The sequence below is a fragment of the Candidatus Enterococcus myersii genome, from assembly GCF_017316025.1.
In the GTDB taxonomy this organism is placed as follows: Bacteria; Bacillota; Bacilli; order Lactobacillales; family Enterococcaceae; genus Enterococcus_C; species Enterococcus_C montenegrensis.
In genome coordinates this window covers 19,221-37,222 of record NZ_JAFLVT010000014.1, presented here as the reverse complement: position 1 = coordinate 37,222, position 18,002 = coordinate 19,221, and the positions used below count along the sequence as shown (strand labels likewise).

Annotated in this window: 16 protein-coding genes; 9 read left to right on the top strand and 7 right to left on the bottom strand. The window is 38.3% G+C overall.

The features are described 5' to 3' along the window. Window positions 1–21: 21 nt before the first annotated feature. Window positions 22–1,533 (bottom strand): UDP-N-acetylmuramoyl-L-alanyl-D-glutamate--L-lysine ligase, encoded by a 1,512-nt coding sequence (locus JZO76_RS10080; protein WP_206903946.1) that lies wholly within the window; start codon window positions 1,531–1,533, stop codon window positions 22–24. 209 nt (window positions 1,534–1,742) lie between these two features. On the opposite strand from JZO76_RS10080, the gene JZO76_RS10075 reads away from it, so the two are divergent. Then, window positions 1,743–3,383, top strand: coding sequence for a putative polysaccharide biosynthesis protein (locus JZO76_RS10075; protein ID WP_206903945.1), 1,641 nt, complete (start codon window positions 1,743–1,745; stop codon window positions 3,381–3,383). 127 nt (window positions 3,384–3,510) lie between these two features. Here JZO76_RS10075 and JZO76_RS10070 read toward each other — a convergent pair whose 3' ends face one another. Together JZO76_RS10070 and JZO76_RS10065 are read right to left on the bottom strand one after the other, a co-directional pair. Beyond that, window positions 3,511–4,698: an amidohydrolase gene (locus JZO76_RS10070; protein WP_206903944.1), complete on the bottom strand. Its 1,188-nt coding sequence runs from the start codon at window positions 4,696–4,698 to the stop codon at window positions 3,511–3,513. Window positions 4,699–4,717: 19 nt separating this feature from the next. Next, window positions 4,718–6,199 carry a YfcC family protein gene (locus tag JZO76_RS10065; RefSeq protein WP_206903943.1) on the bottom strand — a complete coding sequence of 494 codons (1,482 nt, stop codon included), beginning with the start codon at window positions 6,197–6,199 and terminating at the stop codon, window positions 4,718–4,720. A 259-nt stretch (window positions 6,200–6,458) separates the two neighbouring features. On the opposite strand from JZO76_RS10065, the gene JZO76_RS10060 reads away from it, so the two are divergent. From JZO76_RS10060 to JZO76_RS10045, 4 genes are all read left to right on the top strand, one after another. Next, window positions 6,459–7,328: a LysR family transcriptional regulator gene (locus tag JZO76_RS10060; protein ID WP_206903942.1), complete on the top strand. Its 870-nt coding sequence runs from the start codon at window positions 6,459–6,461 to the stop codon at window positions 7,326–7,328. A 263-nt stretch (window positions 7,329–7,591) separates the two neighbouring features. Further along, window positions 7,592–7,960: a GntR family transcriptional regulator gene (locus JZO76_RS10055; protein WP_206903941.1), complete on the top strand. Its 369-nt coding sequence runs from the start codon at window positions 7,592–7,594 to the stop codon at window positions 7,958–7,960. Next, complete coding sequence (locus JZO76_RS10050) at window positions 7,957–8,811, top strand: ATP-binding cassette domain-containing protein (RefSeq protein ID WP_206903940.1); 855 nt, start codon at window positions 7,957–7,959, stop codon at window positions 8,809–8,811. The genes JZO76_RS10055 and JZO76_RS10050 overlap by 4 nt, the downstream gene beginning before the upstream one ends. Window position 8,812: 1 nt before the next feature. Beyond that, window positions 8,813–9,544: a hypothetical protein gene (locus JZO76_RS10045; protein ID WP_206903939.1), complete on the top strand. Its 732-nt coding sequence runs from the start codon at window positions 8,813–8,815 to the stop codon at window positions 9,542–9,544. Window positions 9,545–9,635: 91 nt separating this feature from the next. Here the strand turns inward: JZO76_RS10045 and JZO76_RS10040 are convergent, their stop codons facing one another. Further along, on the bottom strand, window positions 9,636–10,067 hold the full coding sequence (locus JZO76_RS10040) for an 8-oxo-dGTP diphosphatase (protein WP_206903938.1): 432 nt from the start codon (window positions 10,065–10,067) through the stop codon (window positions 9,636–9,638). A gap of 145 nt (window positions 10,068–10,212) precedes the next feature. On the opposite strand from JZO76_RS10040, the gene JZO76_RS10035 reads away from it, so the two are divergent. Beyond that, window positions 10,213–10,932 carry a pseudouridine synthase gene (locus JZO76_RS10035; protein ID WP_206903937.1) on the top strand — a complete coding sequence of 240 codons (720 nt, stop codon included), beginning with the start codon at window positions 10,213–10,215 and terminating at the stop codon, window positions 10,930–10,932. A gap of 269 nt (window positions 10,933–11,201) precedes the next feature. Continuing rightward, complete coding sequence (locus JZO76_RS10030) at window positions 11,202–12,191, top strand: M23 family metallopeptidase (RefSeq protein ID WP_206903936.1); 990 nt, start codon at window positions 11,202–11,204, stop codon at window positions 12,189–12,191. Between the two features lie 351 nt (window positions 12,192–12,542). Here the strand turns inward: JZO76_RS10030 and JZO76_RS10025 are convergent, their stop codons facing one another. Beyond that, window positions 12,543–13,397, bottom strand: coding sequence for an RluA family pseudouridine synthase (locus JZO76_RS10025; RefSeq protein WP_206903935.1), 855 nt, complete (start codon window positions 13,395–13,397; stop codon window positions 12,543–12,545). 193 nt (window positions 13,398–13,590) lie between these two features. Between JZO76_RS10025 and JZO76_RS10020 the strand changes: the two genes are divergently transcribed. Together JZO76_RS10020 and JZO76_RS10015 are read left to right on the top strand one after the other, a co-directional pair. Beyond that, window positions 13,591–15,744: a PBP1A family penicillin-binding protein gene (locus tag JZO76_RS10020; protein WP_206903966.1), complete on the top strand. Its 2,154-nt coding sequence runs from the start codon at window positions 13,591–13,593 to the stop codon at window positions 15,742–15,744. Between the two features lie 50 nt (window positions 15,745–15,794). Continuing rightward, window positions 15,795–16,133 carry a YlbF family regulator gene (locus tag JZO76_RS10015; RefSeq protein ID WP_206903934.1) on the top strand — a complete coding sequence of 113 codons (339 nt, stop codon included), beginning with the start codon at window positions 15,795–15,797 and terminating at the stop codon, window positions 16,131–16,133. Between the two features lie 64 nt (window positions 16,134–16,197). On the opposite strand, the gene JZO76_RS10010 is transcribed toward JZO76_RS10015, so the two are convergent. After that, window positions 16,198–16,821: a GyrI-like domain-containing protein gene (locus tag JZO76_RS10010; protein ID WP_206903933.1), complete on the bottom strand. Its 624-nt coding sequence runs from the start codon at window positions 16,819–16,821 to the stop codon at window positions 16,198–16,200. After that, window positions 16,811–17,866 (bottom strand): substrate-binding domain-containing protein, encoded by a 1,056-nt coding sequence (locus JZO76_RS10005; protein WP_206903965.1) that lies wholly within the window; start codon window positions 17,864–17,866, stop codon window positions 16,811–16,813. The genes JZO76_RS10010 and JZO76_RS10005 overlap by 11 nt, the downstream gene beginning before the upstream one ends. Window positions 17,867–18,002 lie beyond the last annotated feature (136 nt).

Here is an 18,002-nt window from a genome sequence, read left to right as displayed (position 1 = left end):
AAGTAAGTTGCACTTTATGTTTTATACGTGGTTTTCCTTAATTAAGCGCTGGGCAATGAAGTAGTCACCTTCATAAGGCATATCTTCACCGTTGATTTTTTGATATTCATCGACACCTTTACCGGCAATGACCACAGCATCAGCAGAATCACTTAAGGCAAGTGCGGCGGCAATCGCTTTGGTGCGATCCATTTCAAAGTGAACTTCCAATTTTTCATTGGTGATATGAGCGTTAATTTCTTCGGCAATTTTTTGTGGGTCTTCAAAAGCGGGATCGTCTGCTGTTAAAATAACGACATCTCCATGTTCTGATAATGCCTTACCAAAGTCGGCCCGGCGGGAAATTGCTTTGCCACCAGTACTGCCTAGCACGACAATTACACGACCTGTGGGATGTTCTGCTTGGGCAAATTCCAATAAAGTTTTTAAGCTCAAATAATTATGGGCATAATCGACATAAACACTGGCACCGTTTGTATTGAATAAATGATCCATTCGTCCTGGAACGCGGGCAGTAGCTAAGGCATCTTTTGCAGATTTCACATCAGCACCGACAATCGCCGCAGCTAAAAGGGCCGCAGTCGCATTTTCCTGGTTGAAATCTCCGGCTAATTGAATACTGTAATCCGCAGCAATTTGTAATTCGTCATTTTTGCTAGTAACTGTGAAATGCTTGTTCTGGCCACTAGTGACCAGATAGTCTGCATTTTTGCGACCGTAGGAAATATATGGTGTTTGCAATAATTCACAGTTTTCTTTTAACAGTGCAAAATAGTCACTACCAGAATTTAAAATCATCTTTTTCGAGTGACGTAAGAGCTGCCGCTTGCAATAAAAATAATCGTCAAAAGTCGGATGCTCAATCGGACTAATGTGGTCAGGGGAGATATTTAAAAAGATACCCACGTCAAAAGTCAAACCGAAAACCCGCTCTGTTTTATAGGCCTGCGAAGAAACTTCCATCACTAAATGGGTCATTTTATTGGTTACAGCTTGGCGCATCATTTGGTATAAATCTAGGGATTCTGGCGTGGTCAAATGGGATTTAAAATAAGTTTTGCCATCTAAAGATGTATTCATCGTCGACAACAAAGCTGTTTTATTTCCTGTTGCTTTAGCCAAGAGCGCGTGGGTGAAATAAGCCGCTGTTGTTTTACCTTTTGTCCCAGTAAAAGCGACTAATTTTAATTCTTTTTCGGGATGGTCGTAAAAAGCCGCTCCTAACAGTGCCATCGCTTTTTTGATATCTGTGACAATGATGGCACATTTTGCACTGACGTCAAAAGGCGCTTCTGCCACGTAAACTTCTAGACCATTGGCTAGTGCGCTGATTAAATAGTCAACTTTAAAATTAAGTCCCTTACAAAAAAACAAACTGTTCGCATCTGCTTTACGAGAGTCGTAAGTTACGCTACTAAATTCTTTTTTTGGTAAATCCACGCAGGTTAAATGCCAACCAGTCGGCGTAATCATTTCTTTTAGTAAATCATTTTTCAGCAAAATTGCGCTGATTTTTTCTAATGTTAATGTCATGGCACAGGCCTCACTTTACATTTTACTTCGGTTGTATTATAGCATTAATTAAAGTTGCTACCAACCAACAGGAAATAAAGTCAGTTTTATGACATATTTTGCCAGGTGTTGCAAATCAATTAAATTTACTCAAAAAAGATTGCCGGAGGGAACTTTTGTAAGTAAAATAGAACATATGTCTTGAAACCAATAGAAAGTAGAGAAAATAAATGAGTGAAAAATTCGTGGCGCAACAGGAACTATCCACTGAAGAAAAAATGGCCAAAGGTTCCACGTGGCTAACGATTGGCAATATCGGTTCTCGTCTTTTAGGGGCGATTTATATCATGCCTTGGTATTACTGGATGGGAGAGCATGCTAACCAAGCCAACGCGTTGTTTAACATGGGGTATAATTTTTATGCCTTGTTCATGATGCTTTCTACTGCCGGCATTCCAGCCGCAATCGGAAAACAAACAGCCTATTACAATTCATTAAATGAATACGCGACCAGTCGCAAATTGTTACATCGCGCCTTGCAGGTTATGGCCGTCTTTGGTCTAATTGCAGCAGGGGCCATGTATTTGATGTCACCTTGGCTAGCAGATATTTCCGGTGGTGGCGCAGAGCTGATCCCAACAATTCGTTCTTTAAGTGTTGCGATTTTAGTTATTCCTTGTATGAGTGTTATTCGTGGCTACTTCCAAGGTCAAAATGAGATGAAGCCGTTTGCCATCTCCCAAGTCTTAGAGCAAGTTGCCCGCGTATTTTACATGCTACTTGCAACTTTCATCATTATGAAAGTTGCCAAAGGAGAATACACAACTGCCGTAACGCAATCAACTTTTGCTGCTTTTATCGGAGCCATTATTAGTATTTTAGTCTTAGTCTATTATCTTAGAAAAGATAAAGTGCGGATGGATTACTTAATTGAACACAGTGCCAACAATGTCAACTTGGATGCCAAAGATTTACTGATTGAAACAGTTAAAGAAGCCATTCCTTTTATTATTATCGGATCAGGAATTACGATTTTTAAACTTGTCGACCAAGTTACTTTTGTGCGGGTGATGTCATCATTTACTGCATACTCACAAAATCAACTGACTTCTTTGTTCTCCATTTTTAGTGCCAATCCAGATAAATTAACGATGGTGGTAATTGGTCTGGCAACTTCTATGGCACTAGCTGGCTTGCCTTTAATTACCGAGGCGAAAACCCGTGGGGATCACAAAGGACTAGCCAAATTAATTAGTAACAATTTGCAATTATTTGCATTTGTTATGTTTCCTGCAACATTTGGGATGATTGTTTTGGCCTATCCGTTGAATACTTTGTTTTATGCCCCAAGTCATTTAGGTGCGAGTGTTTTAGTTGAAGCAAGTATTTCTGGTCTTTTCTTAGGACTTTACATGATGACTTCAAATATGTTGCAGGGAATGTATGAGAACTTAGCGGCGATTGGCTATTTTGTCATTGGCTTGGTTATTAAAATTATCATACAGATTCCACTAATCATGGTTTTTGAAGTTTATGGTCCACTCTTAGCTACTATGATTGGCTTTGGGGTAACCTGTGGTTTGAACTTGTATAAATTGCACAAAATTTCTCGCTTCAATCGTATTTTAACTTTCCGGCGGACAGTTTTGATTTTTATCATGACAGTGATTATGACAGTGATTGCATTTATCATGCGCCAATTAATGGGGCTGGTTTTAGATACCGATAGCAAATTGCAATCATTTGTAATGATTTTAGGGGTTGCTGCTGTTGGTGGGGCCAGCTATGTCTTTATGGTCTTGCGGGTGCGCTTAGCCGATAAATTATTAGGGACGACAGCGGAAAAAATCAGACGACGCCTGCATATGTAAGAAATAGACAAATAAGAAAAAGGGACTGTGATATTTTTTTCACAGTCCCTTTTTGCAAGTAGAGCAGTTTTTTTAGTAGCTTGAAGCATCATGAAGCATCTTTAAAAGGCATTCAGTAAAGGCAGGCTTAGTCTTTTAGAGAGGCTTGGAAAGCTGCTTGGATAGATTCCATCAATTTTTGATCGCTTAATGTTTTGAGAATAAATAATCCGATAACTTTTGCTCCACCTAAAATTACAGGATGAATTTTAGATGGAGTTTGCATGATAGTGGCAACTTCTTTGGTGTGTAAAGAAAACCAGTGATCAGAGATTGCCATCATAGGATGAAAAGCCGGACAAATATAGCTGACATTCCCAATATCAGAACTGCCGGTAGCATTTCCTGCGGGTTCATCACAATGAGGTAGCTCAATGGCCGTCATGATTTCATCAATAGCTGCAATTCCAGGGGCATTTAAATTCATATCATCAAAATCTTCACCTGTTTTTTCGTAGGTGACAGAAGTTTCCGTAGCCTGTGCAGCACCTTCCAAACAGTTTATGACTTTGCTAAAATTCTCGGCTAAATCATATTTATTGGCATGGCGCATATTGATGATTAATTCCGCTTTGTCGACAATGACGTTTGAAGCAGTGCCACCTTGGGGCAAGATATAAGAGACGCGACTGCCATCTTTCATTTGCTGTCTGGCCATATCAATTGCGTGACAGGCTAGCATCGCGCCATTTAAGGCGTTTTTTCCTTGCCAAGGTGCAGCTGCCGCGTGGGCTGTTTGACCGGTAAAAGTCGCTTTGATTTCACTTAAAGCTAAGAAACGACACGCAGGCCAGGTTTGGTCACTGTTCATATGGATCATCATCACAAAAGCATAGTCATCAAAAACACCAGCATTTGCCATCGTGATTTTATCACCAGTCGCTTCTTCATTTGGTGTACCAATTAAATCAATAGTAGCAGAAACAGTAGGTGCCATTTCTTTTAATGTTAATGCGGCTAAGAGACTCAAGCTACCGCTAGCACAATGACCGCAGGCGTGACCAATGTCGGGTAGGGCGTCATATTCCATTAAAATCCCAATTTTGGGTTGTTTTTTTTCACCGGGAATAACATGGGCTACAAAAGCCGTAGGTAAACCGGCAACATTTTCAGTAACGGCAATTTCTTTAGCCTTTAAAATTTCAATAATTTTTTTGACCGAGCGGAATTCTTGTCCCGATATTTCGGGATGTGCTGCTAGATCATCATTTAAATCGTAGGCAGTTTGTTCATTAAGGGAGATTTTTTCTAAAAATAATTTTTGTAATTGGTCCATAAAAAGGACTCCTTTCTTTTTAACTAAATAAGGTAGCAATGGTTAAAACAAAGCAGACAACAACAAAAATGATACCTAAAAGTTTTGCGGTAAATTTTAACCAAGTAGCGTATTCAATATGAGCAATGCCCAATACACCCAACATAATAGCCGATGCCGGGCTAACTAAGTTCATGGTACCAGAGCCAGCCTGAAAAGCTGTAATTATCAAATCTTTTGGTACGTGAACAAAGTCTGCTAAGTTGCTCATAATCCCCATTGTGGCAGAGGCTAAACCAGAAGTAGAATAAATTAAAAAGCTCATTGGAATATAAAAAATATAAGTCAAGATTGTAAATAAAACAGGCGGCAGGCTGCTTAATGTCGTTTCACCAAAATGTAAAATCGTAGCCGTAATCATTCCGTCATTCATCACGACTTGAATCCCGCGGGCAACTGCAACAATTAAAGCAACTTGAATCATGTCTTTGGCACCAGTGACAAAATGCTGCACAATTGTACTTTCATTCATCTTGTATAAGTAGCCAATTACAATTGCCATAAAAATAAATAAAATCGTGATTTCAGTAAAATACCAGTCGCCAAAAGCGGGGAAGTCTGAGCCAATCATTTTACCTAAAATAGGAATTTTGATTATGCTGTCTCGCAAGTTGGCAAAGAAAGTAAAGTTTTGATTGATTGTCTGCCAAGGAATCAAGCCTAATATCATGATAAGAAAGGTTGCGATAAATGCGACAATCACATGTTTTTGATTTTGATTCATCGTGTCGATCTCTTGGAGTTTAAAACTAGCCAAATCCGTTTTGCGCTGATTATAGACGAGGGATTTTTTTGGATCTTTTTCAATTTTTTGCGCATAACGATAGACGTAAATAATGGCGATGGTAGTTAAGATTACCCACAAAACAAGCCGCCAGATAATGCCTTGACCAGGGGAAATACCCGCAGCTTGAGAAGCAACCCCTGTAGCAAAAGGGTTAACGGTAGATGCTAAGACACCTACTGTTGTGCCAATTAAAATGACACCTACTGCGACTAAACTATCTAAGCCAATGCTGTACATAACAGGCAAGAGTAAAGGGTAAAAAGCTAATGTTTCTTCTGACATGCCAAAAGTCGTACCCCCGAGTGAAAAAAGAATCATGAGGACAATAATTAAGCGTTTTTCTTTACCGTGATATTTCTTTACAATGGAACTAATCCCGGCATCTAGGGAACCAGTCGCATTCACCACGCCTAAAAAACCACCAATTACTAAAATAAATAATGACACTGGCATCGCAGCAGAGGTCTTGTCGTCACCTAGCATACCCACGACCGGTGCTTTTAAAATATCCCAAAACCCCTGTTCGTTTTGTGTAACATGATGATAAGTACCCGGAATCAACTGTTTGGCTTCGTTTAAATTGTATTGACCTGCTGGTATAAGCCACGTTAAAACAACCATCAGAAAGATAATTCCAAATAAAATGGCGTAAGATGATGGCATTTTTCTTTTCATAAAAAAACGACTCCTTTTAATAGTTTTTGTAAAAGTAAGCGTAAGAATTCATCAGCTTGAAATTTTTAGCACTTCAAATGAATACAGACGAAGGATAAATAAAGGGAAAAGTACTAAAAAAATTCGTAACGGTTAACCAAGAATTGCCAGAATTGTCTTTTCATAGAGCGCTTACTTTCTGCTATAATAATAACGAGAAAAAAAGGCGGCCAACTTTCCATTTTGGAATGTTGACTTGCCTTTTTAGGAGGTTTAAAGGATGTTGAATTTGAAAATTTTACGCTCATATAAATATGCAGTCGATTATTCTTCATTTAAAGCGGCTGCTGAAAAATTAATGTACAGTCAATCGACAATCAGTAAGCATGTAGCCGAGCTGGAACAAGCTGTGGGTTTTCCATTATTTAACGAAGGAAAGGTTCAATATGGCTTAACTGAAATTGGGGAGTTGACATATAATTATGCCCAGCATGCCTTAATTGCGTATGGCCATTTCAAAGAGCAAGTAAAAGCGACGGCATCTCGGCAAACAGTCATAAAAATTGGTGGTTTGGAACGTTATTTAGCAGAAATGGTAGTCACCAAAGTGGTAAATTATCAAATTGATCATCCCCAAGTTCGTTTTGATTTAATTCACGGTACAAGTGATGAAACATTAGAACGTCTAAGGGCAGGCAAATTAGACATGGGTATTATTGCCGATCGAATGGTACCAGCAGATTTTACCAGTTTAGCAATCAAACGCGAAAGCCTGGTGTTAATAGCGTCTTGTCAAACGTATGAGAAAATATTGCAAGATGCTTCTTTAATGAAAAAATTGCCGGTCCTAATTGACCGTAAAGCCAGTGTGATTTTTGAATACGTCTTAAAGGACACCAACGAATTTGCACAAGTAATTCACGTTGAAGGTGATTTGATGGTTGTAACGGGAGTAGAAAGTCAAATGTGCCTGGGCGTGGTAAGTGATGGCTGTTTTAATCCAAATGATTATCACGTATTAAAAATATACAATGAAGCAGCACCCATTCGGCTAATTTATCCTGAAAAATGGGAAGAAAAAAATAAGAAACTATTTGCAGAATCCCTCATTCGCCAGTTACAGCAAGATTTTTTAACTCCACCGCAATAAGGTGGTGTTCTTTTTAGAACATTTTTTCATTCTGGTGCTAAAAATTTACTGTTTTACTAAAGGTTCTAACTTTGGTGGAAACAATCCCTTTTGTAAACTTTCCTTTTGATTGTTGCCAATATCTTTTATCATTTTCTAAGTTATTTAAAAAGCATCCTCCAGTGGAGATGCTTTTTTTAGTTGACTTTTTTTATTACTGGATATATAGTTAGTTGCACAAGTAACTAACCAGTTAAGTTTAATGTGAAGTTGAGGTGAAAGGAATGGAATTTGACTATTCCGGTACAACGCCCTTGTTTCAACAAATTGCTGAACAGATTGAAGAAGGAATTTTAAACGGCTCCTTTAAAGAAGGTGAACAAATTCCCTCTACAACAGAAATATCAAAAAGTTTCGCTATTAATCCTGCGACCGTTTTAAAAGGGATGAATTTGTTAGTTGAACGGGGTTTGATTGAAAAGAAAAGAGGAATTGGCATGTTTGTTTTAGTAGGTGCACAACAAAAAGTTAGAGAGTATCGGCGGGAACATTTTTTAACGAATGAAGTATTACAAATTGTTACAGAAGCAAAGAAATTAGGTATTACAGTAGAGCAGCTGAAAGACCTAATTGAAAGAGGGTATGAATCATGAGTTTGGTTATTAAAGAAGTTAGCAAAACGTATAAAGATAAAAAAGCGCTGCAACAGATTAATTGGAATATTCAATCCGAAAAAATATATGGTTTACTTGGGCGTAATGGTGCGGGGAAGAGTACACTGTTAAATATTATCGCTAACCGTAGTTTTGCCAGTAATGGAACAATCACGTTAAATGGCCTCCTTCTTGTAGATAACGAAGCAGCTTTAAATCAAATTTATTTAATGTCAGAAGATAACTTATATCCCGGAAACTTAAAAGTAAAAAAATGCTTTCAATTAACTGCTGACTTTTATGGGGATTTTGATTGGGCTTTGGCAGAAGAAATGATAGCTGGATTTGGCTTGGAACAAAAAAGTAGCCTGCGAAAATTATCGACGGGTTATCGCAGCATTGCCAAATTAATTATGGCGCTTTGTGTGCCAGCAGATTACATCTTTTTAGATGAACCAGTCTTGGGCCTAGACGCAAACCATCGTGATTTATTTTATCATTATTTATTAACAGCTTATGCTAAGCGTCCCCGTACATTTGTTATTTCTACTCATTTAATTGAAGAAGTCGCAAATTTGTTAGAAGAGGTCATTATTATCGATGAAGGAAAAGTACTAAGAGAAGCCACAACAGAAGCTATTCAAGCTGCAGGTAAAGTAATCACAGGGCCAAAAGAAGTCGTGGCACAGGTGGTAAGTGATCTGAAGGTTATTGGTGAAGATGAGCTAGGTGGGATGCTTAGTGTTTATATTGAAGGTGCGGCACCAAAAGATATTCCACAAGGGGTATCCGTTGCTCCCCTTAATTTACAAGCATATTTTGTCCAATTAACAAAAAAGGGTGTGGCGTAAAATGAAATTAAAAACAGCAATTCAATACAAGTTATCCGTACAATGGCGCTCGGTGTTGATTTATCTTGGTTTCTTTCTTTTATTTGCGGTTATTTTTCCATTAATGCCGATGTTACTGATAGATGGGGTTACAAATGTTCACGTAGACTTATTAGCTCCAGCCATGATTTATATCATGATTTTATCTATTACGAGTGTGGGCAATGATTTTAAACTCTTTATTCAATGCGGAACTTCACGACTGCATATTTTTATCGCAAATTTTGTTTCGAGTCTGATTTTGACGTTTGGTCTAAGCATCGTTTTGAAAATGTTGTTTGAGTTATTTAATGGAGGCTTGATTCCAAATTTCTTCTTACAATATCAACTGATTACGTTGATTACCGGTGGTAATTTTTGGCCATCAATGTTTTTATTGTGGGTGTTTCTTATTTTAGCCGCCAGTATTGGAATGATGATTGGGGCACTTTTAAATCGCTTTGATGGTTATCTGCGCTTAGCAATTGGTGCACTTTCTTTGGGCATCGTCATTTTAGGCTCCATTCTATTTCAGTTATTATCACCTGCTGCCAAAATGGCAGTGATAGATTTTATTAAATTGGTAATTGGATTAGGGGCAAACGGTTTAAATAGCTGGCAATTTATTGGCTTCATTTTTGTAGTAAGCTTGATTTTATTAGTAATAGTTTACCTGTTAAATCGCCGCCAAGAAGTAAAACGGATCAATGCGTAATTGTAATGAAATAGCATGGCTAAGACAGCCGTCTGAACAATTAGTTCAGATAGGCTGTCTTATTTTTTACAACGTACTACAATCACGCTGTTTATTTTTCTGGGGTATTATCTTTAAAATATTGCGTTTGTGTACCATAAAAAATAGGCAATAAATCAGCTAGCGTACCTGCAAGTTTTTTTGTGGGAAGCTCATTTTCTGGCAGCCAAAAAAGTTTCCCTTCTCCCATAATGGTGGGTTCAAAAGAAGTCTTAGCGGTAAAAAGTCCAGCTAATTCGCGACTGCCATCGGCTTTGTTGAGCCACTCTGCAACGCCCATTAACTGCGGTGTGATGACAAGGCCGGTTTCTTCTTTGACTTCGCGGATGATAGCAGTAGTCAGCGATTCGTCAGCTTCAACATGACCACCGGGAAATGTCCAACCAGGCCAATCTGGTTTCTTACGGTCTTGTATTAAAATCTCATTGCGATTATTGAAAATCATACACATACATGTTAGTTGTACGGAAAAGCTTCTTTTCATTTTCTCACCTCGTATTTACTGTATAATAAATTGGTAGAATTGTTAATCAGAAGGCAGTGTGGATATTTCTATTTTTAGAGGTGTGTTGCAAGTTTGCAAGTGCAGATAATAAAAATATCGTCAGATAGGATAACAAGGAGGAGCCATGCGTTTAGATAAATTTTTGGCAGATATGCAGTTAGGCAGCCGCAAAGAAGTGAAAAGCTACATAAAAAAAGGCTTAGTGCAGGTTAACCAAGTAACCGTAAAACAAGACAAATTTCAAGTGAAGCCTGAGACAGACGAAATTTTTTTTGACGGTGAAAAAATTGGGTATCAACAATTTTTCTATTATATGTTAAATAAACCAGCCGGGGTTATTTCTGCTACAAGAGATACGCAACATAAAACGGTCATGGATTTTTTGCAAAAGCCGGATTTTAGACCGGATTTATTTCCAGTTGGGCGTCTGGATAAAGATACAGAGGGATTTGTTTTATTAAGCAATGACGGCAATTTGGCTCACCGTCTCCTCGCACCTAAAAAGCATGTGGAAAAAGAATATTTTGCTAAAGTTGAAGGTATCGTAAGTCAAGCAGATGTGACAGCTTTTGCCAAAGGCTTATTGTTAGACAAAGGAGAGTTGGCTTTACCAGGAGAACTGACGATTTTAAAAGTAGATGAAGAAAACGAGACTTCAGAAATCTCTCTAATTATTCACGAAGGAAAGTTTCATCAAGTAAAAAGAATGGTCCAAGCAGTTGGTAAAAAAGTTGTGTATTTAAGACGAGATCGTATCGGCAGTGTTCGTTTGGATAAAGCTTTGTCCTTGGGAGAATATCGACCGTTGACGGATGAAGAGTTAGCGGTCTTAAGTAAAAGTTAAAAAGTAAGCAATGAAATTTTTGTGTCACTTCTTGAAGTGGCACTTTTTTTGTTGTCAAAAAAAGGAATACTTTGCAAATCGATAATCTTTTTATGAAAAAATTATACTTTGTGTAATCTAGCTGAAATCTAGAAATCTCGTTGTAAATTAAAACGTATTCATTACAAATACGTGTGCCCATTGCAATAAAACTGTAAGTTGGCTGTTATCCTTTTCATGAAAAATCATGCTAAATTAAGCAAGTCAAAAAAACGAAAAGGGGTCATTAATTGAAACTCAAAAAAACAATTTTAACAATTTCACTTCTAGGAAGTTTATTCTTTTCTTCAACAGCATTCGCTTCTGAAAACAGCGACAAATTAGCAACAGTAAAAGAAGATGTGACGCAAAGTGAAACAAAAATAAATGATTTTAAATCACAAATAGAAGATGCACAATCTCAAATTAAAATAAACGAAGAAACAAAAACGACACTGACAGGGCAGCTGGATAAAGAAATTGAAAAACTGGCAGGTGTCAAAGAACAGTTAACGAAAAAAGAAGCGCAACAAGCAGAAGTGGCGGCATCATTTTTAGGCTCTTCTCTTGATTTATTAAATGGATTACAGGGAAAAGAACAAATTGAAGCACAAGTAACAAAATTGAAAGAAGAACAAAGTAGTCAACGAATTGAAGTTGCTGCTTTACAAGGAAAATTGGCACAACTAGAGCAGACGAACCAAGAATTAGCGACCAAAGCAACAAAATTAGCACAAGAACAGGCCAATTTTGAAAAAGAGATTGCAACAAAGAAGGCAACAATTGAAAAACTTGCGGCAAAAGTTAAAGCTGAGGAAGAACAAGCTGAAAAAGTAGCGCAAACTGGTTTTGCTTCGCCGTTAGAAGGAAGTTTAAATGTCAGCAGTCCTTTTGGCTGGCGCCAGATGCCTTTAGGCGGCGGGACTGAACATCATGATGGAATTGATTTAACAGGTTCCACTGGTCAAACAGTTATGGCAGCGCGAGATGGTGTTGTTGTAGAAGCAGGCTTTGATGCTAGCTGTGGCAATCACGTAATTGTCAAACACGATAACGGCTATTACACTTACTATTTCCATTTAACATCTATTGAAGTAAGTAATGGCGCTAATGTAAGTGTCGGCCAACGAATTGGCGGCATGGGTACTACGGGTAATTCAACCGGCGTCCATTTACACTTTGGTGTTGCAACGGGTATGTGGGATGGTTTCGTTGATCCGGCGCCATTAATTGGTGCCTAATAATATGAAAATTTAGACAGCCCTCAAACTTTAACGGGAAATACTCCTGGAGTTTGAGGGCTGTTTTGTTTTTCTAAAGAGTTGCCCAGTGCCTTTTGCTTTTCTAATTGTCCAGCATTTCGAACTAGCTTATTTCGGCACTAAGCTGAAATTTCAAGAAATTTGGAAAACAATTTATTGAAATCTCATCTTAATGCTTAGAAGCAAAACGAGTTCGAAATGCTTTTCTAATTGTCTAACTTCATGCACTAGCTCGCTAAGAAATAAGGTGAAATTTTCGGAAATTTGAGGAACAATTTCTGAAAATCCCACTCTTATTTTTTGAGAGCTGCCCAGTGCCTTCCGCTTTTCTTATTCCCATAGGCCGGGGGTGGCGGTGACAACTATTTTTTCTTTCGAAAAAGGATGTTCTAGATGCATTTGGCTGGCATGTAGCATTAGGCGAGGGGCTTTTTGGGTACCATACAGAGGGTCACCAACAATAGGGTGGCCGATGCTTTTTAAATGGACCCGAATTTGATGGGTGCGCCCGGTTTCTAATTGACAATAGACTTGGCTTTTTCTGCCTGCGTGGTGAACTGTCACGTGGGTAATGGCAGTTTGCCCGTTTCTTTCATCGATAATTCGTTTGCGCCGATCATGACGATCGCGTCCGATTTTTTTTGTAATGGTTACAGCGTGGGCCAAATGGCCACTAACGACGGCCTGATACTGGCGATAAATATTTTTTTGTTCCAATAGGCGACCTAAAATTGGTAATACTAAAGGATTTTTAGCAAATAAAATTGCACCGCTAGTTTCTTTGTCCAAGCGATGGACAACATAAGGACGTTGCTTTTTAGGTGCTAAGTAGGCTGCAAGATCATTTAAGAGTGTATCTGTTTCTTGCGCCTGATTGGGATGTGTTTTAACGCCATAAGCTTTATTCACTACAATCAAGTGCTCATCTTCGTATAAAACCACAATCTTATTTTTATCCCCCAATGCAACCTCTTGATAGGTATAATCGTCTTCTTCAATCGTTAGGGTAATGGTATCGCCGGCTTGGCAGTGTTCATGGAACATTACAGGCGCACCGTTTTTACGAACATTTTTGCGCACTCGCAAAAAATGGCGTACCTTTCTAGGAACCAGCCATTCTTTTTCCAATAGCTCACGAATGGTCATCTCTTTTTGATTTACCGGTAGTGTTATTGCATATTCCATGGTAGTCCTCTTTTCATATTTCTTAAGCTCCGCTTTATTTTAAAAGATATTTAAGAAAAATGTAACGAATTACTGCATTTTCTTTGCTAAAATGTGCTAGATTTAGTTAAATATGCTATTTTCAGTCTAAAGACGCAGGTCAGGTGGAACCTTTCCTGTTAAACTGACACAAATTAAATGAGTGGAGATTGTTATGGACGCAAAAGAAATTTGGACAAAAATCAAAGGGGCGTTATTGTCTTTTTGGCAATGGCTTAAGCCTTATTTACAGCAATTTCATCAATGGCGCAAACGGGTATGGAAGAAATATCACGTGAATAAAATTATCATCTTATTAGGTTTGGTGGCGGTATTGGTTACCAGCAGTTATTTATTTTACTTATCCAAACAAGTAGATGTTGATCGCCTACAATCGGATTTAAAGAATACAACGGTCATTTACGATAAAGATGGGGATACTGCTGGAAAATTGAGTTCTGGCAAGGGCTCCTATGTCGAAATCGATAAAATTTCTCCCAATATTATTAATGCGGTGGTTTCAACAGAAGACCGTAATTTTTATCACCACCACGGTTTTGATATTAAAGGGATTGCCCGGGCTGCAGTTAGAGCCGTGATTAATCGTAATACTTCAGGTGGTGGCGGGAGCACGATTACCCAACAGTTAGCTAAAAATGCGTATCTAACGTTGGATCAAACCTTTAGTCGAAAAGCAAAAGAGCTATTTTTAGCGATTGAGATTGAAAAGAAATATACCAAAGATCAAATTATAACCATGTATTTAAACAATGCTTATTTTGGTAATGGTGTCTGGGGTGTACAGGATGCTTCTAAAAAATACTTTGGGGTAAATGCAAGTGAAGTTGAGTTAAGTGAAGCGGCAACACTAGCAGGAATGTTAAAAGGTCCCAATATTTATAATCCAATTGACCACCCCGATTTAGCTAATCAGCGCCGCAACGTTGTTTTAGGTGTGATGGTGGATAATGGTAAGATTACTAAAGAACAAGAAAAGCAAGTCGAACAAACCAACATTGCCGATTCTTTATATGATGCGTATGATAACGAAGATGGTGGCAATAAATATCCTTACTTTATCGATGCTGTTTTAGATGAAGCAGAAGCCGAGTATGATATTGATGATTCTGATATTTTAACCAAAGGCTATAAAGTTTATACAACATTAGACCAACAACAACAAATTCAAATGCAAAATGTGTATGATAATGCCAATAATTTCCCAGAAAATGCCGCCGATGGTGCGATGCCCCAATCTGGATCAGTTTCAATGGATCCAAATACGGGTGGCATTCGTGCGTTAGTTGGGCGTCGTGGCGAGCATACTTTCCGCGGCTTTAGTTTTGCCACGCAAATGAGACGTTCACCAGGTTCGACGATTAAGCCAATCAGTGTCTACACCCCGGCGCTAGAAGCGGGATATAAACCAGATAGCATCTTAAAAGATGAGAAATTAAAGTTCTACGATGTAAAAAATTATGACGGTACGTATTCTGGCGAAGTACCGATGTATCAATCTGTTGCTTGGAGTTTAAATGCACCTGCAGTCTGGTTGCTCCACGAAATCGGGATTGATAAAGGCTATAAAAAGGCACAAGAATTTGGTCTTTCTTTATCAGAAAAAGACAAGTACTGGGGCGGAGTGGCCTTAGGTGGATTAGAAAAAGGCGAATCGCCAATGACAATGGCCGCAGCTTATGGTGTTTTTGCAAATGGTGGGCAGCTTTACACACCACATGTCATCACGAAGATTGTTGATTCCAAGGGGACAGTTATCGTTGATAACACGAAGCCAAAAGGTAAACGTGTTATCTCTGAAGAGACAGCCAATCAAATGACCAGTATGTTATTGGGCACATTTTCTAATGGGACCGCAGCACAAGCCAATCCGGGTTACACAATGGCCGGTAAAACGGGAACAACAGAAACCAACTTTGACTCAAGTAAAGCCAATGACCAATGGATTGTAGGGTATACGCCCAATGTTGTAATTGCTACATGGTTGGGATTTGAACAAAGCAGTAAGGAACATTATTTATCAGGAACCAGCGGCGATGTTGTCGGTAAGATTTTTCAAGCCGAAGCCGCCAATATCTTACCTCACGTTAAAGAATCTGGTTTTGCCGTAGCAGATGCCTATCAAACAAAAGGCAAAGTTGTGGCAGCCGATGAGGTAAATCGCGATCAAAGTGGTGATAGCGATTGGAGCAAGACCGTGGATGACTTTGCAGAAAAAGCCAAAGATGGCTTGAGCGAAATTGGCGGGAAGGTAAAAGAAGGTGCAAAACGTGTCTTTCAAGATATTTGGGGCAAACTAAATGGCAACTAAATTTTTTATGTTACAATAAAACATATCAAATAAAAGCGAGGTTACAAATCATGGCGAACATTTATGACACAGCAAATCAATTGGAACGAGAAATTCGCGAATCAGAACAATTTGGCGACTTAAAAGCATCTTTTGACCGCTTGAAAGAAAACCAAGAAGCTCATGCGTTATTCCAAGAATTTCAACAGTTACAACAAGGCTTGCATGAAAAAATGATGTCTGGTGAAGAAATTTCAGAAGACGATGCTAAAAAAGCGCAAGAATTAGCTGAAAAAGTACAAAAAGAAGATTTAATTAACGAATTAATGCAAAAAGAACAAGCTTTTAGTGCCGTAGTTAATGACTTAAACCGCATTATCATGGGCCCTGTTCATGAATTATATAACTAAAAAATAAAAAAACGGATGTGGCTTAATAAACTACATCCGTTTTTTTTTGTGATTGAATTAAAAATTAATTTCTAATTTTGTAACGCAACAATGTTTGCAGTTTTTCCGGTTGAGTACGGCGAAAATCTTTTAAATAGATTTCTCGATGCCAATAATCTTCCATCAGAACAGTTTTCGCCAAATCATTTTCAGCCATAAAAGTCTCCATTTGGTTGAAGGTGTTAATTTCGGTATCAAAAGGACCGACATGGACCATTTGTAAGGCGGAACCTTCCTCGTAGATTTCCCATTTCACATCACTAAAATAAGGATTACTATTTTTTGCTACTAGATCTGCTTTTATTTCATTGAAAAAAGTTTTGGTTACGAGCTCTGGCTGACGCAGCATAATTTTGTATTTCAAAGCATCCTTATTCAAATTATTTCCTTGTGAGCCATCCGTAGTTGTCCAGACGCCTTCTAAAGGATAAACGCGATAGTCGATCGCCGTTTTTAGCGCTCCTTTTTTTATTGCCATTTTAATTTTGTAGGCAATGGGAAAAAGAGCGCCAATTTTTTCAGCAAATAAGGCGTCGTTGGGATTGCCTTCTCCGCTTAACGTAATGAATTGTTGTGAGGGGATAGTGACTAACGTTGGCTTTTTGGCAAAGTACAGTGATTTTTCTTGCTTGCTCCAATCAACTTTCATAATTTCCTCCTATTAGCGCTGTTGTTGAATTCCGCTGAATTAATTTTACAGAAATCTTCCTGTCTGTTGGTTGTTTGCCAGCTTGCAACCAGCTTAATAACAATTTAGCCGCAGTGTTTCCAATTTTCTTAAAATCTTGCAAAATAGTCGTTAATGCTGGATCAAAAAAACGAGCAGCAGGAGTATCATCAAAGCCTGTGACAGAAAGTTCAGCGGGAATTTGCCAATTTTGCTGGCGCAATTGTTGTATCGCTCTTAAGGCAAAAAGATCATTTTCACACACGAGAGCTGTCACATTATTTTGACGTAAATAATCACTTAAAGATTCCCCGCTTAGGTAAGTATCCTCTAAATGAGTATGAAAAGGGAGTTTTTCTTCTGATAATGCCCGCAAATAACCAAAGTAACGTTGTCGTGTTGACTGAGGATGGCTTTTCGTACCAAAGTAATACGCGATTTTTTTATGTCCTAATTGTTGCAAATGCTTAGTTGCTAGATAGCCCCCCACTTCATTATCAGCAGTAACAGCAGGAAAAGGTAAGTCGTGTATTTTTTTATCTAAAATAATGACAGGAAAATTTTGCAAAGCTAGCGCAACGAGTAGATCCAGATGAGCCTCTTCATTACGCGCATAGTAAATTAAACCATCAAACTCGCTTGTAATATCACGTGTGTTGCGATGTGTTAAAAAATCGAAATTGGTCAGCAGAACATCGATTTTTTCCGCCTGTAAAATAGTCATCACACCTTCACTCAAGGGTGCAATGGAGAGCTCTGTGCTTTCTTCTAAAGGTAAAACCAATAAAATTCTGCGGGGAGCATTTTTAGGGATAAATTCTTTGACAAAACTGCCGCTGCCTTGAACGCGGGTAATGAAACCGTCTTGTTCCAAATCAGTTAAGGCGCGTTTTGCTGTAATCCGACTGACGTGATAACTATCTGAAAGCTCTTTTTCAGTAGGTAATTTACTACCAGAAAGGCGCTGGCCACTAATAATTTGATTTTTTAAGTCTGTTTTTATTTTTTGATATAACGGTTGCGTCACGATCGATACCTCATGTCTTAGCTGATTTTTGATATATCTATTTGCTATGATAGCATATTCTTTTTTGTTCATACATAAATAAAAAATATTTCTGAAAGCGTAGACATGTTGGGTATATCCAAGTATAATCATTTTA

Bases quoted from the DNA above. Each gene is read 5' to 3' on its own strand.
- JZO76_RS10080 (WP_206903946.1), bottom strand. From the start codon at position 1,533: ATGACATTAACATTAGAAAAAATCAGCGCAATTTTGCTGAAAAATGAT.
- JZO76_RS10075 (WP_206903945.1), top strand. From the start codon at position 1,743: ATGAGTGAAAAATTCGTGGCGCAACAGGAACTATCCACTGAAGAAAAA.
- JZO76_RS10070 (WP_206903944.1), bottom strand. From the start codon at position 4,698: ATGGACCAATTACAAAAATTATTTTTAGAAAAAATCTCCCTTAATGAA.
- JZO76_RS10065 (WP_206903943.1), bottom strand. From the start codon at position 6,199: ATGAAAAGAAAAATGCCATCATCTTACGCCATTTTATTTGGAATTATC.
- JZO76_RS10060 (WP_206903942.1), top strand. From the start codon at position 6,459: ATGTTGAATTTGAAAATTTTACGCTCATATAAATATGCAGTCGATTAT.
- JZO76_RS10055 (WP_206903941.1), top strand. From the start codon at position 7,592: ATGGAATTTGACTATTCCGGTACAACGCCCTTGTTTCAACAAATTGCT.
- JZO76_RS10050 (WP_206903940.1), top strand. From the start codon at position 7,957: ATGAGTTTGGTTATTAAAGAAGTTAGCAAAACGTATAAAGATAAAAAA.
- JZO76_RS10045 (WP_206903939.1), top strand. From the start codon at position 8,813: ATGAAATTAAAAACAGCAATTCAATACAAGTTATCCGTACAATGGCGC.
- JZO76_RS10040 (WP_206903938.1), bottom strand. From the start codon at position 10,067: ATGAAAAGAAGCTTTTCCGTACAACTAACATGTATGTGTATGATTTTC.
- JZO76_RS10035 (WP_206903937.1), top strand. From the start codon at position 10,213: ATGCGTTTAGATAAATTTTTGGCAGATATGCAGTTAGGCAGCCGCAAA.
- JZO76_RS10025 (WP_206903935.1), bottom strand. From the start codon at position 13,397: ATGGAATATGCAATAACACTACCGGTAAATCAAAAAGAGATGACCATT.
- JZO76_RS10020 (WP_206903966.1), top strand. From the start codon at position 13,591: ATGGACGCAAAAGAAATTTGGACAAAAATCAAAGGGGCGTTATTGTCT.
- JZO76_RS10015 (WP_206903934.1), top strand. From the start codon at position 15,795: ATGGCGAACATTTATGACACAGCAAATCAATTGGAACGAGAAATTCGC.
- JZO76_RS10010 (WP_206903933.1), bottom strand. From the start codon at position 16,821: ATGAAAGTTGATTGGAGCAAGCAAGAAAAATCACTGTACTTTGCCAAA.